Raw genomic sequence first — 17,756 nt, forward strand, 5'->3', positions numbered from 1 at the left:
CGGAGTTCTATCCTGTGCCGGCCAGCGGCAGCAGGATGGAGGGACGCCGGTCGGAGACGAGCGGGAGTGGGTTGATGTATTCACCATTCTCCCGGACGCCCCAGTGCACACAGGGGCCAGGGCAGTGTGGTTCGGAGCTGATGCTCCCGACTACCTGCCCCCTTTGCACGCTTGCGCCTTTCACCACGGACGCGGTGACCGGTTCGAAGCTGGACAGGAACCCGTCTCCATGGTCGATGGTCAGCACCGGCCTGTTCACCACCGTGCCGGTGAACACCACGACCCCATCGGCGGGGCTCAGCACCACGCCGTCCGCCGCGCCGAGATCGACACCGCGGTGACCGGCCATCCACCTCTCCGGCGGTCGATCAAAATGGCGAAGCACGGGGACGCCGCCGCTCAGCGGCCATTCCCAGGCTCCCTCGGCAGGAGGGGCGGCCGGGGCCGGCCCGCCGATGGAGAGCAGCGCCCCGATAGCGGCGGCCATGAGCAACGGGCGGGGCAGGTTCTTTCGCGCAGTCACCCATCCACTATCCAACCGGTCGTTTCCCTCGTGCCGGCGTCGTGGGCCTATGTGGAAAGGTCCATCTGATTCGGCCGGATTGTGGAGGAAGGGCCGGATGTGCTCCCCGTCAGGAGTGACGGGCTGCTGTAGTACACTAGGTGAAGCAGTTTCCCGTATGCCGTCATGCCACAAAGCTCTTCGTGTGGTTCTGCGGCTCGTCGGGAACTGACTACGCGTGTCCCGATTCACAGGTCGATCGCCGCTGAACTTCACTGGTGGGCGTATACCTGGGAACACTGCTCCAGCGGTCCGGAGGAATCCGGTTGGAGCGGTGAGTCATCTGACGGACACCAGGACCCCGCATAGTCCGCGGGAATCAACCGTCAAACCGGCAGATTACACAGCAATGACTGTGCTGCCCTACGAAAGGAACGACATGCCAGTCGTTACCATGCGCCAGCTGCTCGACAGCGGCGTCCACTTCGGCCACCAGACCCGCCGCTGGAACCCGAAGATGAAGCGCTTCATCTTCACCGAGCGCAACGGTATCTACATCATTGACCTGCAGCAGTCGCTGTCCTATATCGACCGCGCCTACGAGTTCATCAAGGCCACCGTTGCCCACGGCGGAACCGTGCTCTTCGTCGGTACCAAGAAGCAGGCACAGGAAGCCATCGCCGAGCAGGCCACCCGCGTTGGCCAGCCGTACGTCAACCAGCGTTGGCTCGGCGGCATGCTCACCAACTTCCAGACCGTCTCCAAGCGCATCCAGCGCATGAAGGAGCTCGAGGAAATCAACTTCGAGGATGTCGCCGGTTCCGGCCACACCAAGAAGGAACTCCTCCTGCTGCAGCGCGAGCTGACCAAGCTTGAGAGCAACCTCGGCGGTATCCGCAACCTCACCAAGGCTCCGTCCATCGTGTGGGTTGTCGACACCAAGAAGGAACACCTCGCCATCGACGAGGCCAAGAAGCTCAACATCCCGGTTGTCGCAATCCTCGACACCAACTGCGACCCGGATGAGGTCGACTTCCCGATCCCGGGCAATGACGACGCCATCCGCGCAGTCAACCTGCTGACCCGCGTTGTCGCCGACGCCGTTGCCGAGGGCCTCATCGCCCGCAACAACCGTGCTTCGGGCAACGACGCCGCCGCAGCAGAAGAGCCGCTCGCCGAGTGGGAGCGTGAACTGCTCGAAGGCAGCGCCGCGCCTGCTGCTGAAGAGGCTCCTGCCGCGGAAGCACCTGCTGCTGAAGAGGCACCCGCTGCTGAAGCAGCTCCTGCTGAGGAAGCTGCCGAGGGCGAGAGCAAGTAGTTTCGGTGACAGGGTGCGGGATTCAAGCCCGCACCCTTTCGCTTGTGCCGGACCTGTTTCCGGAGAACTTTCACTCAAATTATCTTGACGAGAAAACCACATCTGAGGAGTTCAAATGGCAAACTACACTGCCGCTGACATCAAGGCTCTCCGCGAGCGGACCGGCGCCGGAATGATGGACGTGAAGAAGGCTCTCGACGAGGCCAACGGCGATGCCGAGAAGGCCATGGAGCTCATTCGCATCAAGGGCCTGAAGGGCGCAACCAAGCGCGAAGGCCGTTCGACCGCCGAAGGCCTCGTTGCCGCCAAGGTCGAAGGCAACGTCGGCGTCATGGTCGAGGTCAACTGCGAGACCGACTTCGTCGCAAAGGCCGGCCCGTTCATCGAATTCGCCAACAAGGTCCTTGCTGCCGCGATTGAGTCGGGTGCCGCTGACGTCGAGTCGCTGCTCGCACACACCGTTGACGGCAAGCCCGTCTCGGAGCACGTTATCGAAGCCGGAGCCCTGCTCGGCGAGAAGGTGGACATCCGCCGCGTGGCACGTGTTGAGGGTGCAATCGTTGACGCGTACCTCCACAAGACGTCGAAGGACCTCCCCGCACAGGTGGGCGTGCTCTTCGCAGTAGAGGGCAGCGGAGACGGTGCAGCCGAGGCCGCACACGATGTCGCCGTTCACATCGCTGCCTACTCGCCGACCTACCTCACGCGTGAGGACGTTCCGGCTGAACTCGTCGAGACCGAGCGCCGCATCGCTGACGAGACCGCCCGCGCGGAGGGCAAGCCCGAGGCCGCTCTCACCAAGATCGTCGAGGGTCGCCTGACCGGCTTCTTCAAGGAGGGCGTGCTGGTGGACCAGGCGTTCGCCAAGGACGCCAAGAAGTCCGTCGCCCAGGTGCTGAAGGAAGCCGGCGTCGAGCCCAAGGAATTCGCTCGTTTCCGGGTTGGTGCCTAACCGGCGCGAAACCCTTACGGGTTGATATTTGTTTGAGATGATGGAGGGGCGGTCGCCACGGTGACCGCCCCTCCGCCATGTGCGGTGACCATGTGCGGTGACCGTCGCCGTACCGGACCTGCAAGACTGGGTCCACCAACCATTCGAGACCTGCCGACCGGGGCCTTCAACGACGCCGGGGGCAGGGTGATCTTCCACCGCACCCTCGTTGAACCACCAGCGCAGCTGCGCAACTGAACCGCACGTACGAAAGCCCGGGAGGCATCATGGAGAAATACGACAACGCTGGCCACAGCGGATCCCCGAGGCGGCGCGTGCTGTTGAAGCTCTCCGGAGAGGTCTTCGGAGGCGGAAAGCTCGGCGTCGACCCTGACATGGTCCGGGGAATAGCGAAGCAGATCGCCGCGACAATCGGGCAGGTGGAAGTTGCCATTGTTGTCGGCGGCGGGAACTTCTTCCGCGGCGCCGAACTCTCCCAGAGCGGCATGGACCGATCGCGCGCCGACTACATGGGCATGCTCGGAACAGTCATGAACTGCCTCGCCCTGCAGGACTTCCTTGAGCAGGCGGGTGTCGAGACCCGCGTCCAGAGCGCCATCACCATGGGACAGGTTGCGGAAGCCTACATCCCGCGGCGCGCCATCCGGCACCTGGAAAAGGGCCGCGTAGTGATCTTCGGCGCCGGTGCCGGGCTGCCGTACTTCTCAACCGACACCGTCGCCGCCCAGCGGGCGCTGGAAGTGCGCGCCGACGTCGTACTCATGGCCAAAAGCGGCGTGGACGGCGTGTACACAGCTGACCCGCGCAAAGACCCGAGCGCGCAGAAGCTGGAGGCGCTCTCCTACGATGACGCCCTGCGTCAGGACATCCGCGTAATGGACCAGACCGCCATGACCATGTGCAAGGACAACAACCTCTCCATGGTGGTCTTCGGCATGGAGGGCGAAGGCAACGTCACCAGCGCAATCATGGGGGAGCGCATCGGCACGATCGTCACTGCCTGAGCGCCGCGCGCGGCCGGGCGGTCCCGGTGCCGGCCCGGCTGTGAACTAGGATTATCAACTGAATCGGACGCTTAGAAGCAGCGGATTTCGAACCAAAGGAGAAATCGTGATCGAAGAGACCATGTCAGAGGCCACCGACCGTATGGACAAGGCCGTCGAGGCCGCGAAGGAAGACTTCGCGACAGTACGCACCGGCCGTGCCAACCCGTCCCTGTTCTCGAAGGTCGTCGTCAACTACTACGGCTCACCGACGCCGCTGCAGCAGCTGGCGTCCTTCCAGAACCCGGAAGCGCGCACGCTGCTGATCACTCCGTTTGACCGCTCCGCGCTCAGCGAGATCGAAAAGGCACTGCGCGACTCGGACCTCGGCGCCAACCCGTCCAACGACGGCAACGTCATCCGGGTGGTGCTTCCCGAACTGACGGAGGAACGCCGCAAGGAGTACGTCAAGCTGGTCCGCGGCAAGGCAGAAGACGCCAAGATCCAGATCCGGAACATCCGCCGCAAGGCGAAGGACGGCATCGACAAGGCTGTGAAGGACGGCGACGCCGGCGAAGACGAGGGCGCACGTGCCGAGAAGGATCTCGATGCACGCACGAAGTCCCACACCGACACCATCGACGACATGCTCAAGCGCAAGGAAACAGAGCTGCTCGAGGTCTGATGAGCGACTCCCAGCCTTCTACCGAGGCTGGCCGCACGCCTGCCGCTGATGCTGCGCACCAGGCGGCGGCTGGTCCGCCGGCCGCCGGCGTCCTGCCCGGCAGGCGTGCACTCCGCGAGGCAGCGAAATCAAGCCGCACCGGCCTGTTCAAGCGCCGGTCGCCGCGGCCACCCTCCGGTGCAGCCTCCCGCGCGGGGCGGAATCTGCCGGCGGCTATCGGCGTCGGGCTTGCCCTGCTCGTGTCGCTGCTGGTGGGGATGCTGTTCCTGCCGCTGGCTTTTGTGGCACTCACCACGATGATCGGCGTCGTCGGCGTCTGGGAAGTGGGCAGAGCGCTTGAGGTGCGGCACATCAAGGTTCCCACCGTCCCGGCGGTGGCGGCAGGCGTCGCGCTTCCTTTCGCCGCCTACCTCGGTGGGCCGGAAGCGCTGGCCTTTGCAACGGTAGCCTCGGTGACAGCGCTGGCTCTCTGGCGCTCCCTCGATCCTGCTCCAGACGCCGCGCGAAGCATTATGGCCGGCACCTTTGTGCTCCTATGGGTGCCGTTCCTGCTCAGCTTCGCCATGCTGCTGCTCCAGGAGCCGTCCGGTTCCATCAAGGTGGCAACCCTCCTGCTCCTCGTGGTCGCGAACGACACTTTCGGTTACCTGGTCGGCGCATTCTTCGGCAAACACGCTATGGCCCCCCGTATCAGCCCGAAGAAGTCGTGGGAGGGCTTCGGCGGGTCGATCGGTGGAGCGATGATCGTGGGCGTACTCGCGGTGGTGCTCCTTCTCGACAGGCCATGGTGGGTCGGCATCTGCCTGGCCGTTGCCGTTGTCGCTGCGGCCACGGCCGGAGACCTCGCGGAGTCGATGATCAAACGGGAACTGGGTGTCAAGGACATGAGCAGCATCCTGCCCGGACATGGCGGCGTCATGGACCGGCTCGATTCGATCGTCTTCGCTTCGCCGGTTGCCTTCCTGCTGTCCGTTACATTGGTACCCGGATCCCTGTAGAACCTGGTGACTGCGCGCGGTGACCGCGACGGTGCGAAGAACGCCACGGAACGAAGAAAGAGAACGCACACCCATGGATGGAGCACGCAACGGCAGCTCGCCGTTTGCCCGTGTCGGTCGCCGCGAATTCGGCTACAACGCGAAGCAGGTTGACAGGTTCCTGACCCGTGCGCGCACCTTCTACAACTCCGACGGCACTGACGGTGAACCCGTCACCAGTAGTGACGTGCGCACCATGGCTTTCGACCCTGCCCGCGGCGGATACGAACCGCGGGCGGTTGACGCGGCGCTCGACCGGCTGGAAGACGTCTTCGCCCAGCGCGAGCGTGACGCCCTCATCGAGTCCAACGGCGAGCAGGCCTGGCTGATGCAGATCGGGCGTATCTCCGCTGTGCTGCGGGGGAGGCTTCACCGTCCCCCGGGCGAGCGCTTCCGTCGCCCGTCGCGGAATAATGCCACCAGCTACAACATCGAGGATGTCGACGCGCTGTGCAACGAGCTGCTCGGCTACTTCGAGAACGACATGCCGCTGAGCGTCGACGTGGTACGCAGGGCTGTCTTCCGCGAAGCTATCGGCCAGGACGGCTACGAGGAAACCCAGGTCGATGCCTTCCTCGACCGCGTGGTTGAGCTCATGGCCGCCATCGACTGAGGCTCTTACCGCAGTAGGGTCATCGACGGCGACGGCGGCTCTTGATCAGGATCAGGCGGCTTCGGGCGTGTGTAGCCGGGCAAGGACCCGTGACGCATTTCGGGGCCGGCGCCGCGCCGTAAGCCGGGATACCGCGATGGTGATGGCAAAGGCTGCCGGAACGGTCCAGAGGGCCGGTAGCCGAAGCCACTGCGGCGCCTGATCGGCTCCCAGCGCGGCCGCGAGCAGGATCGACCCACCGCAGAGTACCGCTCCTGACGCCATGCCGGCGATAGCTCCGACGTCGGTAAGTCCACGCCACCAGATGCCCAGGACCAGAAGGGGGCAGATGGTTGAGGCGGTGAACGCAAAGACCATGCTTACGCTGCCCGCCAGGGCAAGCGTGTCGGTCAGCAGCGCGAAGCCCAGGGGAATAAGGGCCGAGACGATCGCCGCCCACCGGAAACCGGAAACGCTCGCACGGAAGAAGTCCTGGCTGACCACGCCCGCCAGCGATACCACCAGTCCGCTCGACGTGGAGAGAAAGGCGGCGAACGCGCCGGCCGTGACGAAGGCCGAGAGGATGTCTCCTCCGAGTCCGTCGAAGATGCGGCTCGGCAGCAGCAGCACGGTCGCATCCGCTGAACCCTGCACCGCCAGATCAGGCGTGTGGATCCTGCCCAGCACGCCGTACAGGGTAGGGAACAGGTAGAACACTGAGAGCAGTCCCAGCACAAGGAGCGTCGTCCGGCGCGCCGAGGCTCCGTCCGGGTTCGTGTAGAAGCGCACCAGCACATGCGGTAGCCCTAGAGTGCCGAACAGCAGCGCGATCACGAGCGAGATGTTCTGGTAGAGGGAGGCCGACCCGGTGGCGTTGAGGCTGGAACTGAAGACGGCGCCGTCGTCCGTCAGCGATGCCCCGGAGCCGGCGAGCTGCATGAGGATAAAGATCACCGGAACTGCCAGCGCCGTCAGCTTCAGCCAGTACTGGAAGGCCTGGACGAACGTGATGGAGCGCATTCCGCCGGTGATCACACTCAGGCACACCACCACGACGACGGCGACTGACCCCACCCAGGACGGCAGGCCCGTAGTGATGCGCACGGTAAGCGCAGCCCCGTGCAGTTGCGGCACGATATACAGCCACCCGACGGCGATGACGAGCAGACTCGTCACGCGACGCACGCTTCGGGAGTCAAGACGCGCCTCCGCGAAATCGGGAATGGTGTAGGCGCCCGAGCGCCGCAGGGGAGCCGCCACGAACAACAGGAGCATGAGGTAGCCGGCGGTGTAGCCGATCGGGAACCAGAGCGCGTCCACGCCGGAAAGGAGGATCAATCCGGCCACCCCGAGGAAGCTCGCGGCGGACAGGTATTCTCCTCCGATGGCAGAGGCGTTCCACCAGGGGCGCACGGTGCGGGAAGCGACGTAGAAGTCGCCCGTGGTCCGGGAGATCCGCAGCCCATAGATACCGATCAGGACCGTGGCTACGGCAACGAGGATCAGCGAAACGTATCCCACCACGGGGTTCAGCTCGGGGAACGTCATTCGTCGTTCACCAGGTCGCGGAAACGCTGTTCGATCCGTCCGGCGCTCCGGACGTACAGCACGGCGCAGCCGATCACCACGGGGTAGATGCCGAGCCCGAGGAGAAGCCAGGGAACGGGAACGGTTGCGATGGTCCAGCTGTGGATGGCCGGAAAGAGGCTGAACAGGACCGGGATGCCGACGAGGATCACCAGGAAGCCTGACGCGACAACCGCTGACAGCCTGAGTTGGGAGCGGATGAGCGAGCGCACAAAGAGTTCACCGACGTCGGACTGTTCCGCCAGTTCCCTCGCGACCGGGTAGGTGGGCGCCGGACCCGTCGCTGAGCGGGGAGCGGTGACCCGCACGCGTGGCGGGCGCTCTTCAGGGGCCGACACCGCGCTACTGTCCGGGCCGCAGGCGGGTGGCTTCGAGCTTGCCGCGGATTTCGGACAGGTGCCGACGGCTCACCGGCAATTCAGCGTCACCCACGAGCACGCTGGCCTTGCCCGTTCCCAGCTTGACCTGGGTTACCTGGTCCATGGCCACAAGGTATGACCGGTGCGTGCGCAGGAATCCGGCGTCAGCCCACTGGCGCTCCAGGTCGTTCAGGGGAATACGGATGAGGTAGCTTGCCTCGGCGGTGTGCAGCCGGGCGTAATCACCCTGCGCCTGTACGTAGCGAATCTCATCCCGCCGGATCATCTTGCTGATCCCGCCCTGGTCGACGGTGATGACCTCCGGCGTGGTGGCCCCATCCTCCATCAGTTCGCAGATCCGTCGTACGGACTCGGTGAGTCTCTCGGTGCGTACCGGCTTGAGCAGGTAGTCGACGGCGCGGAGTTCGAAGGCCTCCAGAGCCCGGTCCTCGTCCGCGGTGACGAAGACGACGGCGGGAGGCCGGCTGAAGCGTGAGATGACCCTTGCGATGTCCAGACCGGTCAGCGAGGGCATATGGATGTCGAGGAACAGTGCGTCGATGGTGTGGTCCTGCAGGATCCGCAGGGCCTCGGCGCCGCTCGAAGCCTGATGAATAGTGTCGATGCGGGCATCCCTGGAGAGCAGGAAACCCAGCTCGGCGAGTGCCGGAAGTTCATCGTCGACGATGACCACGTTGACCATGGTTCCAGATTACGCGGAAACTGCGGGCGCTCTTGTCGGTACCCATTACGTGGGTGGCCGCACAGCCGGAGTTCAGGTTCGGTGGGCGGGCTGGGACTTCGGGATGCGCAGGGTGACCAGGGTGCCGGCGCCCGGCGCGGTGTCGACCACCAGTCCGTGGGCTTCGCCGTAGACCTGCCGCAGTCTGGAATCGACGTTGCGCAGGCCCACGTGCACGCCGTCCACATGCCCGGCAAGAACGGCACGCAGCCGGTCGGGATCCATCCCCACGCCGTCGTCCTCGATTGTCACTTCCGCATAGGCTCCGGCGTCGTGGGCGGTGATGGTGATATGCCCTGTACCGTCTTTCGAGTCCAGACCATGCCGGACGGCGTTTTCCACGAGCGGTTGCAGGCTGAGGAAAGGGATCACCGTGCTGAGTACTTCAGGACCGATCTGGAGACTGACTTTGAGCCGGTCCCCGAACCTGGCTCGCTCGAGCAGGAGGTAGCGGTCGATCGACCGCAGCTCCTCGGCCACGGTGGTGAAGTCACCGTGGCGGCGGAACGAGTAGCGCGTGAAATCCGCGAACTCGACCACAAGCTCGCGGGCACGCTCAGGATCGGTGTTGATGAAGGAGGCGATCGCGTTGAGAGAGTTATAGATGAAGTGCGGGCTGATCTGCGCCCGCAGCGCGCGTACCTCGGCTTCCATGAGCTGGGTGCGTGACGAATCGAGCTCGGCCAGTTCCACCTGCGCGGCAACCCAGGCACCGACCTCGTTGGTTGCACGCACGAGGCCTGCGTTGACCGAGGGCACAAAGGCACCGACCGTACCGACCACCCGGCCGTTCACGCGGATCGGAGCAACCACTGCCTCCGCGATCCCGGTCTGCTCTCCGGTCACACTTCCCAGCTGCGGCCCTTTGAAGATCCGCGTGCGCCCGCTGGACAGTACGTCCTGCGCGAGGAGCATCACCTCGGACGGCTCTTTCGCGGCACCCTCCCAGGCAAGGACGCCGTCCGTGTCGGTCACCAGCAGGGCCTGACAGCGCAGAAGGCCGCGAAGATGGCGCGCTGCCTTCGACGCTCCGGCCGGTGTCAGCCCGGTCCGCAGGTGTTCTGATGCCTGGGCCACCGTGTGGAGGGTCGCGTAGGTGGCGCGATCGGCGTCGGACCCCAGATCCCGGTAGGAGCGTGAGAACTTGAACCCCAAAACCGCGACCACTGCCAGGGTGATGATGACGACGGCGGCAACAAGCGCTACGTCCACGGCGGGGCTGAGCATGGGTCAAGAGTAGCGGTCACCGGAACGACGTCAGACACCGTTCGGCGCAGGGCCGCACCGTTCACCGCACGTACTTGTCCATTGGGCGACGGACCCCGGCAGGTTCTTGGCATCGACGCGCCGGGTGATCGACAGTGATGGGAGTCACACTCCCTTTCCCGTGCCGTCCAGTGCGGCGCTGACCTTCAGGGGAGCCCCTAACAAGGAGGTATCAATGGGTTCCGACCCATCGCGCGACGCACCGCCGCCGGCCCCGGTGGACTTCACCGAAGTCCAGCAGCGGCCGGAGTTCAGGGAGCTGCGCAAACGGCACCGCAGCTTCGTCTTTCCCATGGCAGCGGTCTTCCTGCTGTGGTACTTCCTGTATGTCCTGCTCGCTGACTACGCACACGAGTTCATGTCGACTCCTGTGTTCGGGAATGTGAACATCGGGCTGATCCTCGGGCTGCTGCAGTTCGTCAGCACCTTCGGAATCACCATGTGGTACGTCAGCTATGCCAACAAGAGGCTCGATCCGATCGCGGAGGGCCTCCGCAATGACCTTGAAGGCGTGCTGCCTGAGACAAACCAGACCCTCGAGGGAGGAACCCGATGAGGCAGTACCTGCCGATGCAGACCGCCGAGACAACCACGGTCGGTGAGCCGTGGCTGAACATGACCATTTTCGGTCTGTTCGTGGCGATCACCCTGGTGATCGTGCTGCGCGCCAGCCGCAACAACAAGACCGCGGCCGACTACTACGCAGCCGGCCGCTCTTTCACCGGCCCGCAGAACGGCACGGCGATCGCGGGCGACTACCTGTCCGCCGCGTCCTTCCTCGGCATTGTGGGAGCCATCGCCATCAACGGCTATGACGGCTTCCTGTACTCAATCGGCTTCCTGGTGGCCTGGCTGGTTGCGCTGCTGCTCGTCGCAGAGTTGCTTCGCAACACCGGCAAGTTCACCATGGCGGACGTCCTCTCCTTCCGGTTGCAGCAGCGGCCCGTGCGCATCGCCGCCGCCATCACCACGCTCGCCGTGTGCTTCTTCTACCTGCTGGCGCAGATGGCCGGAGCCGGTGCGCTGGTGTCGCTGCTCCTCGGCATCGACGACCGCCTCGGCCAGTCCCTCGTCATCACCGTCGTGGGCGCGCTCATGATCCTGTATGTACTGGTTGGCGGCATGAAGGGCACCACCTGGGTGCAGATCATCAAGGCCTGCCTGCTCATCGCCGGCGCGTTCGTGATGACCGTCTGGGTGCTGGCCCTGTACGGCTTCAACCTTTCCACCCTGCTTGGTGCCGCCATCGAAACCTCGGGGAATCCCGCCATCACGGGTCCCGGACTGCAGTATGGCGCCACCGGTACGACACGTCTGGACTTTGTGTCCCTCGCGCTCGCACTCGTCCTGGGAACGGCAGCACTGCCTCACGTGCTGATGCGCTTCTACACTGTGCCGACGGCCAAGGAAGCCCGCCGCTCAGTGGTGTGGGCTATCTGGCTCATCGGAGCGTTCTACCTCTTCACCCTGGTGCTCGGCTACGGTGCAGGTGCCCTGATCGGTGCGGACCGCATCAACGCGGCGCCGGGCGGCGTCAACTCAGCCGCTCCGCTCCTGGCGTTCGAGCTCGGCGGACCATTCCTGCTCGGCATCATCTCCGCGGTCGCCTTTGCCACGATCCTCGCCGTTGTTGCCGGGCTGACGATCACCGCGGCGGCGTCCTTCGCCCACGACATCTACGCAAACGTCGTCCGGCGCGGCAAGGTCGATCCCGACGGTGAGGTGAAGGTCGCCCGGCGTACCGTCGTCGTTATTGGAGTGCTTTCCATCCTCGGTGGAATCGGTGCGCAGGGGCAGAACGTTGCATTCCTCGTTGCTCTGGCTTTCGCGGTGGCAGCGAGTGCGAACCTGCCGACCATCATCTACTCGCTGTTCTGGAGCAAGTTCAACACCCAGGGCGCGCTCTGGAGCATGTACGGCGGCCTGCTCACGGCAATCATCCTCATCGCGTTCTCCCCGGTGGTCTCCGGTGGTGAGAAGTCGATGATCCAGACGGCGGACTTCTCCTGGTTCCCGCTGAGCAACCCCGGGATCGTCTCGATTCCGCTGGCGTTCTTCCTGGGCTGGCTCGGCACCGTGCTGGCCAAGCGCACTGAGGACGCGCAGAAGCAGGCGGAGATGGAGGTTCGCTCGCTCACCGGTGTCGGTGCGGAGAAAGCAACCCACCACTAGTTCTCCCAGCATGCACAACGGGCCGGAATCGATTCGATTCCGGCCCGTTGTGTTGCACCTATCCGTGCCGCTGGGACTAATGGTCCGGGTGGTCCGCAGGAACCGGCACCGAACCATGTTGGCCGTGCGGCACTGCGTGCTCACCTGCCGTCGATGCGGCGAGTCCCGGCGTCGTAATTCCCGCGACCAGGACGGCGGAGAAGAAAAGCCCGGCGAGGAGCTTTCCGGGCGAGGCCGGCCGGCCTTGACGTCCGGAACGCCGGCGCAGGGTTCCCAGACAACCGAGCTGCAGGAGCACCAGTGCCAGGGCCGACACCAGCGTCAGATCAAGCTCACGGCTGCCGGCAGGAGCCAACAGTGCGCTCCAGCTGAGGACAGCCAGGACGACGGCGGCAGCCGCGGGAAGCGCGACGGGCACGGACAGCGTAAGTAACCTCGCCGGCCGACCGGCACCGTGCCCCCCGCGCAGGGTGACGATGCCCCACGCGGTGAGCGAAAGCGCCCACAGTCCGACGGCGCCACCCAACAGAAGGGACCCCGGACCACCGCGAGCCAGGATCGAATCAGCTGCCAGGGCAAAAAAGGTCATCCCCGAACCCAGGGCAGCGAAGCCGGTAAGCAGGCGGAGTACCTCGTCCCGGGAACCCTGCCCGTCAGCGCGCTGTTGAAGAGCCGGCAGAACCCGCGCTTCAATACCGGTGACGGTCATCGGTCGATTACGCGTGTGCGCGGGTGCGTGCGGTGTGAACCTGCTTGTCCTGCGACAGGCCCACGCCGAGCAGGAGCACGGCGCTTGCGAGGTGCAGGACGTTATCTGCACCGTTGAGGGCGATGATGTTGAGCGAGGTGCCCACCAGGAAAAGCCCGAGGATACCGACCAGGAGGTAGACGGCGCCGACGGTGGTGTTGACTCCCTTGGCGGCGCTGACCGACTTCAGGCCGGCGAGCAGAAGTGCTGTACCGATAGCCAGGTGAATGATGTTGTGGAGGGGATTGACTTCGAAGATGATCAGCGTGTTGCCTTCGGTGGCGAAGAATCCCACCCCGGACGTGACGAAGAAACCGAGGATGCCGACCAGGAGGTAGACCGCGCCGAAGACGGTTGCGAGGAGACGGTTGGGGGAGGTGCCCATGATGATGCCTTTCCTTAGATGTGCGCTCCGGTAATGGAGTTCTGCTCACCATTCGGGTCTGTCGGCGTTACGGATGGTTATTTCCCCTGATCTTCCGGAACCGGGGCTACTCCTCCGAACCCCGCTGCAGCAAAGGTTCCATGCGGTAGGGAATCAGCTCGTGCATGGCAAGGGAGGTATCACAGCGCTCCACGCCGTCGCACGCCAGGATTTTTCCGTTGATGCGGAAGAGGTCTTCGGCATCAACCGAGACAACGCGGACCAGGATGTCCGCCTGCCCGGTCAACCCGTGGGCTTCCAGAACTTCGGGGATGCCGGCCAGCTGTTCGGTGATGGGGGCCAGCTTCCGCTGGTCCACATGGACGTGGATAAACGCTGTCAGGGGGTAGCCGAGCGCGGTCGGATTGATGCGGCGCTCGAAGGAGAGGAAAGTCGAGTTTTTCTCGAGGCGGGTCATTCGCGCCTGAACTGTGTTGCGTGACAGGCCGAGTTTCTGGGCGAGGGCCACGACCGTCCTGCGGGAGTCCCGTGCAAGTGCGAGCAGGAGCCTCGAGTCGGTCGCGTCAAGGGGCTGCATAGTGCGCAACGGTAGCACGAGCTGGAGTCGTGAAATAGAGCAGAATGCTCAGTGAAAGGCAGATCGGTTGTGCTGGCTGGTCCACGTGAGTATCGTCACAATAAACCTCAGGCAACGGTGCCTTGGCTCTTTCCAGCGCCGCTCGGCCTTGGGTTGGTGGGAGCGCGCCGACCGCCGACGCCGCAAGACTTAAGGATGGGTGAACGTGCCTTCGAACGACCAGACGGATGCCACGCGGGATGAGCTGATCCAGCTGATTACGCCCAACGGGGAGCGCCGTTCAAACGCCGCGTACGACCCCTGGGTTGCAGATGTTGATGGGGCTGCCCTGCAGGCCCTGTACGAGGACATGGTCGTCATCCGGCGGATCGACGCCGAAGCCACCGCGCTCCAGAGGCAGGGTGAGCTCGCGCTCTGGCCGCCGCTCCTTGGTCAGGAAGCAGCGCAAATCGGTTCGGGCCGAGCCCTTCGTGAGGACGATTTTGTGTTCTCCAGCTACCGTGAGAACGGCGTGGCGTACTGCCGCGGTGTTGACCTGACGGATCTTCTCCGGGTATGGCGCGGGAACGCCTCCTCGGGCTGGGATCCTTACGCCATCAACATGGCCACGCCCCAGGTGATCATCGGAGCGCAGACCCTGCATGCCACCGGTTATGCCATGGGCATCCTCACAGACGGCGCCGACTCGGTCGCTGTCACCTACTTCGGTGACGGTGCCACCAGTCAGGGCGATGTCAATGAAGCAATGGTGTTCGCGGCCAGCTACCAGGCACCGGTCATCTTCTTCTGCCAGAACAATCAGTGGGCCATCTCGGAGCCGGTCCGTTTGCAGGCGCATGTGCCGATTGCGCGCCGCGCACCGGGGTTCGGTATCCCGTCCGTTCGCGTTGACGGCAATGACGTGCTCGCCTGCCTTGCCGTCACACGGGAGGCCCTTGACCGGGCGAGGACGGGCGGCGGCCCGACCTTCATCGAAGCGGTGACCTACAGGATGGGCCCGCACACCACCGCGGACGATCCCACCCGATACCGGGACGCGAATGAACTTGAGGACTGGGCCGCCAAGGACCCCATTGCGCGCCTCGCCGGGCTGCTTGATTCCGAGGGCCTCCTACCCGCCGAAGTCAGCGACGCAGTCAAGGCCACAGCGGATGAGGTTGCGGCGCGGCTGCGTGAGGGATGCATCTCCATGCCGGAGCCGGCAGCTCTCGACGTGTTCAAGCATGTCTACAGCGAACCCAACTCATGGCTTGAGCGGCAGCAGGACCATTACGAGCAGTACCTGAGTTCATTCGGATCTTCTGAGGAAGGGGGCCGCTGATGTCCACCATGACATTCGGGCGTGCCATCAATGCCGGGCTTCGACGCGCCATGGATAACGATCCCAAGGTTGTACTCATGGGGGAGGACATCGGGAAGCTCGGGGGCGTCTTCCGCATCACTGACGGACTGCAGAAGGACTTCGGCCCGCACCGCGTCCTCGACACGCCGCTTGCCGAGTCCGGGATCATGGGTACGGCTGTGGGCCTGGCCTACCGGGGCTACCGTCCCGTCGTCGAGATCCAGTTCGACGGGTTCATCTACCCGGCATTTGACCAGATCGTGTGCCAGGTGGCCAAGCTGCACTATCGGACGAAAGGAGCGGTGAAGGTTCCGCTCACCATCCGTGTGCCCTTCGGCGGTGGGATCGGGTCTCCCGAACACCACTCCGAGTCACCCGAGGCATACTTCACCCACACCTCGGGACTCCGCGTGGTCAGCGTTTCGAACCCGCAGGATGCCTACGTGATGATTCAGCAGGCCATCGCGAGCGATGACCCGGTGCTCTACTTCGAGCCGAAGCGTCGTTACCACGTAAAGGGGGAGGTCGACGAGAGCGTCGATCTCAGCTCCACGAGCATGAACGACGCCCGCGTGGTGAGCGAGGGCAGCGATATCACGCTCGTAACCTATGGGCCGCTCGTGCCGACGGCGCGAGACGCCGCGATCGCAGCGTCCGACGACGGGATCTCGATCGAGGTGATAGACCTTCGTTCCCTTGCGCCCATCGATTTCGGGACCGTGGAGAAATCGGTCCGGAAGACCGGACGGCTGGTCATCACCCATGAAGCCGCCCAGTCGGGCGGGCTTGGCGCGGAAATCGCCGCCAGCATCACGGAGCGCTGTTTCTACCATCTCGAGCACGCGCCGGTCCGCGTGACCGGGTTCGACATCCCGTACCCCTACTCCAAGGTGGAGTTCCACCATCTGCCGGACCTTGACCGGATACTGGACGGAGTGGACCGCGCCCTCGGGCGGCCCAATTCCTTGAGCCCGCACAACGGACTGGAAGGATAGTGGCACCGGTGATCAAGGAATTCCGACTGCCCGACCTCGGTGAAGGCCTCACCGAGTCGGAAATAGTTGCCTGGCACGTCGCGGTAGGCGACACGGTGGAACTCAACCAGGTGATCGCCGATGTCGAGACCGCGAAAGCGGTCGTCGAACTGCCGTCGCCCTACGCGGGCGTCGTCGCGAAACTCCATGAGCAGCCCGGCACCGTGGTGGAGGTCGGCGCGCCGATCGTCTCCTTCGATGTGCCCGGTGCGGGTGGTGACGCACCGGCCACCGATGGCCCGGACCAGAGCGGGTCCGAGCCCGCCGAGCCGCCCAGGCGCGAGCCGAACCTCGTCGGCTACGGCGCAGCGGTCGAGAAGTCAGGGCGGCCCGCACGGCGAGCCCGGCGTGCCGGCGCAGCGGTACCAGCCACCACTATTGACGCCGCCGCTCTGGCCGCTTCTGCTCCTGCTATATCAACCGAACCAGCGGTTACGCCGCCACCGGCTCCGGCTCCGGCTCCTGCTCCTGCTGTTGCGGATGCGCCGCGGGAGCGTCCGCGGTCAACACCGCCGGTGCGGAAGCTCGCCCGGGACCTCGGTATCGACCTGACGGGACTGACCGGCAGCGGGCCGAACGGACTGATAGTTCGCGAAGATGTCCTTGCTGCGCAGCAGGGAAACGCTCCAGCCAGCAGGCAGATCACCGCCGAGGCACCGCCGTCGTCGGGCACCGGCGGCGAGCGCGTAACCCGGACGCCGATCAAGGGAGTGCGCAAGCACACCGCTGCCGCCATGGTGGCCAGCGCGTTCACCGCTCCGCACGTCACCGAGTTCCTGACGGTGGACGTCACCGCGTCAATGGAGCTCCTGGGACGTCTCAAGGCGAGCAGGGCCTTCGCCGATGTCCGCATCACGCCGCTGGCTCTGGTGGCGAAGGCGCTGTGCATCGCGCTCGACCGTAACCCGACCCTGAATTCCCGGTGGGATGAGGCGGCGCAGGAAATCGTGCAACACCACTACGTGAATCTGGGTATTGCGGCGGCGACACCGCGCGGGTTGATGGTTCCGAATATCAAGGACGCCCACGAACTGGGCCTGCGGGAGCTGGCTGAGGCGCTGACGGACCTGACCGAGACAGCACGCGCCGGCAAGACGGGTCCGGCGGACCTCTCCGGCGGAACGATTTCCATCACCAATGTTGGAGTGTTCGGTATCGACGCCGGCACGCCCATCCTCAACCCTGGGGAAGCGGCGATCCTGGCCATGGGGTCTGTCCGCAAGATGCCATGGGAGTACAAGCATGAGATTGCCCTCCGGCAGGTAATGACCCTCAGTCTGTCCTTCGACCACCGGCTGGTGGACGGCGAACAGGGCTCACGCTTCCTGGCCGATATCGGCACGATCCTGCGGGACCCGGGCATGGTCCTGACCATGGTTTAGCCGGTCCACCCGTCGTGAGCTACGTGCAGCTCCGGTGCCCTGAACGCTGTAGGGTCACCGGAGCTGCACGAAACTTCTGCTAGCGAAACTTCC

19 protein-coding genes are annotated in these 17,756 nt (G+C 64.7%); 11 read left to right on the top strand and 8 right to left on the bottom strand.

Annotated elements, in window-relative coordinates; all coding sequences use genetic code 11:
- Positions 1–7: 7 nt before the first annotated feature.
- Complete coding sequence (locus M1D74_RS05950) at positions 8–523, bottom strand: M23 family metallopeptidase (RefSeq protein WP_458116837.1); 516 nt, start codon at positions 521–523, stop codon at positions 8–10.
- A 418-nt stretch (positions 524–941) separates the two neighbouring features.
- Here M1D74_RS05950 and rpsB point away from each other — a divergent pair, with 418 nt between their 5' ends.
- From rpsB to M1D74_RS05980, 6 genes are all read left to right on the top strand, one after another.
- Positions 942–1,820, top strand: a complete 879-nt coding sequence (gene rpsB, locus M1D74_RS05955; RefSeq protein ID WP_309070312.1) for a 30S ribosomal protein S2 — start codon at positions 942–944, stop codon at positions 1,818–1,820.
- 115 nt (positions 1,821–1,935) lie between these two features.
- Positions 1,936–2,772 (top strand): translation elongation factor Ts, encoded by an 837-nt coding sequence (gene tsf, locus M1D74_RS05960; protein WP_309070313.1) that lies wholly within the window; start codon positions 1,936–1,938, stop codon positions 2,770–2,772.
- Between the two features lie 266 nt (positions 2,773–3,038).
- A complete protein-coding gene (gene pyrH / locus M1D74_RS05965; RefSeq protein WP_309070314.1) occupies positions 3,039–3,776 on the top strand; it encodes a UMP kinase in 738 nt (245 codons plus the stop codon).
- Positions 3,777–3,882: 106 nt separating this feature from the next.
- Positions 3,883–4,440 carry a ribosome recycling factor gene (frr, locus tag M1D74_RS05970; RefSeq protein ID WP_309070315.1) on the top strand — a complete coding sequence of 186 codons (558 nt, stop codon included), beginning with the start codon at positions 3,883–3,885 and terminating at the stop codon, positions 4,438–4,440.
- The gene (locus M1D74_RS05975) at positions 4,440–5,438 is read left to right on the top strand and encodes a phosphatidate cytidylyltransferase (protein ID WP_309124056.1); all 999 of its coding nucleotides are present in this window, start codon (positions 4,440–4,442) and stop codon (positions 5,436–5,438) included. The genes frr and M1D74_RS05975 overlap by 1 nt, the downstream gene beginning before the upstream one ends.
- A 73-nt stretch (positions 5,439–5,511) precedes the next feature.
- The gene (locus tag M1D74_RS05980; protein ID WP_309070317.1) at positions 5,512–6,090 is read left to right on the top strand and encodes a DivIVA domain-containing protein; all 579 of its coding nucleotides are present in this window, start codon (positions 5,512–5,514) and stop codon (positions 6,088–6,090) included.
- A 51-nt stretch (positions 6,091–6,141) separates the two neighbouring features.
- On the opposite strand, the gene M1D74_RS05985 is transcribed toward M1D74_RS05980, so the two are convergent.
- The 4 genes from M1D74_RS05985 to M1D74_RS06000 form a co-directional block, all read right to left on the bottom strand.
- The gene (locus M1D74_RS05985; RefSeq protein ID WP_309124037.1) at positions 6,142–7,602 is read right to left on the bottom strand and encodes a sodium/solute symporter; all 1,461 of its coding nucleotides are present in this window, start codon (positions 7,600–7,602) and stop codon (positions 6,142–6,144) included.
- Between the two features lie 11 nt (positions 7,603–7,613).
- Positions 7,614–7,994 (bottom strand): hypothetical protein, encoded by a 381-nt coding sequence (locus M1D74_RS05990; RefSeq protein WP_458116838.1) that lies wholly within the window; start codon positions 7,992–7,994, stop codon positions 7,614–7,616.
- A gap of 4 nt (positions 7,995–7,998) precedes the next feature.
- Positions 7,999–8,718, bottom strand: a complete 720-nt coding sequence (locus tag M1D74_RS05995) for a LytR/AlgR family response regulator transcription factor (RefSeq protein ID WP_309070319.1) — start codon at positions 8,716–8,718, stop codon at positions 7,999–8,001.
- Positions 8,719–8,790: 72 nt separating this feature from the next.
- Positions 8,791–9,984, bottom strand: coding sequence for a sensor histidine kinase (locus M1D74_RS06000; protein WP_458116839.1), 1,194 nt, complete (start codon positions 9,982–9,984; stop codon positions 8,791–8,793).
- 214 nt (positions 9,985–10,198) lie between these two features.
- Between M1D74_RS06000 and M1D74_RS06005 the strand changes: the two genes are divergently transcribed.
- Both M1D74_RS06005 and M1D74_RS06010 read left to right on the top strand, forming a co-directional pair.
- Positions 10,199–10,579 (top strand): DUF485 domain-containing protein, encoded by a 381-nt coding sequence (locus M1D74_RS06005; RefSeq protein WP_309070321.1) that lies wholly within the window; start codon positions 10,199–10,201, stop codon positions 10,577–10,579.
- The gene (locus M1D74_RS06010; protein ID WP_309070322.1) at positions 10,576–12,195 is read left to right on the top strand and encodes a solute symporter family protein; all 1,620 of its coding nucleotides are present in this window, start codon (positions 10,576–10,578) and stop codon (positions 12,193–12,195) included. Before M1D74_RS06005 ends, M1D74_RS06010 begins: the two co-directional genes overlap by 4 nt.
- A 76-nt stretch (positions 12,196–12,271) precedes the next feature.
- On the opposite strand, the gene M1D74_RS06015 is transcribed toward M1D74_RS06010, so the two are convergent.
- The 3 genes from M1D74_RS06015 to M1D74_RS06025 form a co-directional block, all read right to left on the bottom strand.
- Positions 12,272–12,904: a hypothetical protein gene (locus tag M1D74_RS06015; RefSeq protein ID WP_309070323.1), complete on the bottom strand. Its 633-nt coding sequence runs from the start codon at positions 12,902–12,904 to the stop codon at positions 12,272–12,274.
- 7 nt (positions 12,905–12,911) lie between these two features.
- Positions 12,912–13,328, bottom strand: coding sequence for a DUF4383 domain-containing protein (locus M1D74_RS06020; protein ID WP_458116840.1), 417 nt, complete (start codon positions 13,326–13,328; stop codon positions 12,912–12,914).
- A gap of 106 nt (positions 13,329–13,434) precedes the next feature.
- The gene (locus M1D74_RS06025; RefSeq protein WP_309070325.1) at positions 13,435–13,905 is read right to left on the bottom strand and encodes an Lrp/AsnC family transcriptional regulator; all 471 of its coding nucleotides are present in this window, start codon (positions 13,903–13,905) and stop codon (positions 13,435–13,437) included.
- 205 nt (positions 13,906–14,110) lie between these two features.
- On the opposite strand from M1D74_RS06025, the gene pdhA reads away from it, so the two are divergent.
- From pdhA to M1D74_RS06040, 3 genes are read left to right on the top strand one after another with little or no spacing between them, the layout of a single operon-like run.
- Entirely contained in the window at positions 14,111–15,226 is a 1,116-nt protein-coding gene (pdhA, locus tag M1D74_RS06030) for a pyruvate dehydrogenase (acetyl-transferring) E1 component subunit alpha (RefSeq protein ID WP_458116841.1), read from the top strand.
- Positions 15,226–16,242 carry an alpha-ketoacid dehydrogenase subunit beta gene (locus M1D74_RS06035; protein WP_458116842.1) on the top strand — a complete coding sequence of 339 codons (1,017 nt, stop codon included), beginning with the start codon at positions 15,226–15,228 and terminating at the stop codon, positions 16,240–16,242. The genes pdhA and M1D74_RS06035 overlap by 1 nt, the downstream gene beginning before the upstream one ends.
- 8 nt (positions 16,243–16,250) lie before the next feature.
- The gene (locus M1D74_RS06040; protein ID WP_458116843.1) at positions 16,251–17,663 is read left to right on the top strand and encodes a dihydrolipoamide acetyltransferase family protein; all 1,413 of its coding nucleotides are present in this window, start codon (positions 16,251–16,253) and stop codon (positions 17,661–17,663) included.
- Positions 17,664–17,756: the final 93 nt, after the last annotated feature.

This window comes from Arthrobacter sp. D2-10 (genome assembly GCF_054161285.1).

Excerpts from the sequence above, each read along its gene's own strand:
- M1D74_RS05980 (WP_309070317.1), top strand. The coding sequence starts at position 5,512 with ATGGATGGAGCACGCAACGGCAGCTCGCCGTTTGCCCGTGTCGGTCGC.
- M1D74_RS06020 (WP_458116840.1), bottom strand. The coding sequence starts at position 13,328 with ATGGGCACCTCCCCCAACCGTCTCCTCGCAACCGTCTTCGGCGCGGTC.
- M1D74_RS06010 (WP_309070322.1), top strand. The coding sequence starts at position 10,576 with ATGAGGCAGTACCTGCCGATGCAGACCGCCGAGACAACCACGGTCGGT.
- M1D74_RS06035 (WP_458116842.1), top strand. The coding sequence starts at position 15,226 with ATGTCCACCATGACATTCGGGCGTGCCATCAATGCCGGGCTTCGACGC.
- M1D74_RS05975 (WP_309124056.1), top strand. The coding sequence starts at position 4,440 with ATGAGCGACTCCCAGCCTTCTACCGAGGCTGGCCGCACGCCTGCCGCT.
- M1D74_RS06000 (WP_458116839.1), bottom strand. The coding sequence starts at position 9,984 with ATGCTCAGCCCCGCCGTGGACGTAGCGCTTGTTGCCGCCGTCGTCATC.
- rpsB (WP_309070312.1), top strand. The coding sequence starts at position 942 with ATGCCAGTCGTTACCATGCGCCAGCTGCTCGACAGCGGCGTCCACTTC.
- pyrH (WP_309070314.1), top strand. The coding sequence starts at position 3,039 with ATGGAGAAATACGACAACGCTGGCCACAGCGGATCCCCGAGGCGGCGC.
- tsf (WP_309070313.1), top strand. The coding sequence starts at position 1,936 with ATGGCAAACTACACTGCCGCTGACATCAAGGCTCTCCGCGAGCGGACC.
- M1D74_RS06005 (WP_309070321.1), top strand. The coding sequence starts at position 10,199 with ATGGGTTCCGACCCATCGCGCGACGCACCGCCGCCGGCCCCGGTGGAC.
- M1D74_RS06025 (WP_309070325.1), bottom strand. The coding sequence starts at position 13,905 with ATGCAGCCCCTTGACGCGACCGACTCGAGGCTCCTGCTCGCACTTGCA.
- M1D74_RS06015 (WP_309070323.1), bottom strand. The coding sequence starts at position 12,904 with ATGACCGTCACCGGTATTGAAGCGCGGGTTCTGCCGGCTCTTCAACAG.
- M1D74_RS05995 (WP_309070319.1), bottom strand. The coding sequence starts at position 8,718 with ATGGTCAACGTGGTCATCGTCGACGATGAACTTCCGGCACTCGCCGAG.